Origin of the sequence: Wolbachia endosymbiont of Pentidionis agamae (genome assembly GCF_036711655.1) — a bacterium.
Classification (GTDB): domain Bacteria; phylum Pseudomonadota; class Alphaproteobacteria; order Rickettsiales; family Anaplasmataceae; genus JAZHPY01.
Genome location: NZ_JAZHPY010000121.1, coordinates 1 through 1,944 on the forward strand (window position 1 = coordinate 1; position 1,944 = coordinate 1,944).

A 1,944-nucleotide genomic window follows, 5' to 3' on the forward strand; every position below is an offset into this window, starting at 1 on the left:
AGCCCAAAAAAAGCTATCCTTATACTGAAAAACTATTTACTACCAAATAATGTTATACCAGGTCTTAAATTTAATATTGTAAACAGTCATGATCATTTGTTGGAGTTTGATTCGTATACTTCCAAGATTTTTCATCATGATATTGGTATTGTGAGTACATTTCTACGTGGATTATCTAATAGTAATAATTCTGGCGAGTGTGGTTTGAAGTTTTTTCTTGTAAAGTTAAATGACAATGTTATTGGAACATGTGGTATGTATACTAAAGATGATGTGGTTGGATTTTATAGTGATGGCATTATGCCTGAATATAGAAATCAGAGAATAGGAACTCAAATGGTAATAGAGAGGATAAAAATGGCTCAGGCTCTTAAATGCAAGTATGTTGTAGCACATTGTATGCAAGCATCTGTTTCATTATATAAGAGGTTAGGTTTTAGGATGTTAGGTAACATTTATTTATCTAGCCTTTTAACGTAATTTTTATTTACTAGCTTAAATATTATAATGCAAGTTGATTTTAGAATTGTATGTTTTTTTTATACGAAGTGATCCTGGTACTGTCTTTATTATTGTTTTTTACTTCATATTCAAAAGCACAAGTCAGTAATAAGATAAAAGACTTGCAACATCAAAATATCATTATCAGCAATCTAATTGATACCATTGATGACGGATTCTACGTATGGGATGAAAAAAAACGCATAGAAATATTTTCTTCTAGTTTCCTTACTTCTCTTAACACAGTTTTTTATTCGTTTAACGAGTTCGTAAATTTTTTTTGTGAGTCAGAGGATTTAAGCAGGAATTTTTCTGAGGCAAGACAAATAAATAAGTCATTTATTATGAACTTAAAAGCAAAAGATAGTGAAATATATTGTATATGCTATGGGAGAAGTATAATAGATAACTTCAACAATATTATTGGTGCTTTAATATGGGTTCGCAACATCTCGGATCATATGATAAAAATCAATGATTATGAATTAAGAAATGCAAAATATATAGAAGAAATAAAGTGTTACAAAAATATATTTAATGTATTGTCATGCCCAATATGGAAGGAAAATCACCTTAACAAAGTAACATTTTATAATTCGTTTTATGATCAATATATAAAAAATGCACAGAAAATAGAAGTACATAATAGTACCTTAAAAAGGCACAATCCACAATTAACTGGAGAAATCAAACGTGTTCTTACTAGAAATGAATGCAAAACTTATCATTTTATCAAAATTCCACTACCAAGCAAAGAAATAATTATACATGGAGAAGATGTCACTTACACAGAAAGTTTACAAAAAAAAATAGATTATTACCTAATTACACAAAAGAACCTAATCGAATGGTTACATGTTCCTATTGTTATATACGGTAGAAACCAGAAACTCAAATTTTATAATAATGCTTTTACTCAAACTTTTCATGTTGATTTATCTTTTTTAACATCTTATCCAACTTATCATGAAACAATATCTTATCTTTTTGAACATATAAAACTTATCACAAAAGAAGATTTTCTTTTACTTAAAGCACAGGGACATACATTATTTACAACGCTGCTTGAACCTTATAATAAACTATTACATTTAACTAATGGAAAAATATTCAGAGTGCTGATAATGCCTTATGTCCCTAATGGTTTACTTTTCTGCTATGAAGAGTATAAAAAATAGTTTTAGCTTTTCCGAAATTCTCTCGCTCTTTGAGGTATGGACACATATAGCGATGCTATATGTGTAATCCAAGGTTGTAGGCACTGCCTAAAAAGCTGATAAGATGTGATTAATCAAAAAGATTTTCTCAAAGATATAACAAGATATTGAATATATAGGTAAAGAATACTAGAAGCATACATTGAAGATATCAGAAATAGACCTCTTGCATAACTCATATCCAGGTTGTGAATTCCAGCTATCAAATTGAACCTCAAAGCAAAAC

The 1,944-nt window shown here is 28.8% G+C and carries 2 protein-coding genes; both read left to right on the top strand.

Annotated elements, in window-relative coordinates:
• Positions 1 to 480: GNAT family N-acetyltransferase (locus V6U76_RS05170; RefSeq protein WP_333024069.1), on the top strand; the 480-nt coding region annotated here is incomplete at its 5' end.
• Between the two features lie 50 nt (positions 481 to 530).
• Entirely contained in the window at positions 531 to 1,679 is a 1,149-nt protein-coding gene (locus tag V6U76_RS05175) for a hypothetical protein (RefSeq protein ID WP_333024071.1), read from the top strand.
• Positions 1,680 to 1,944: the final 265 nt, after the last annotated feature.

Excerpts from the sequence above, each read along its gene's own strand:
- V6U76_RS05175 (WP_333024071.1), top strand. The coding sequence starts at position 531 with ATGTTTTTTTTATACGAAGTGATCCTGGTACTGTCTTTATTATTGTTT.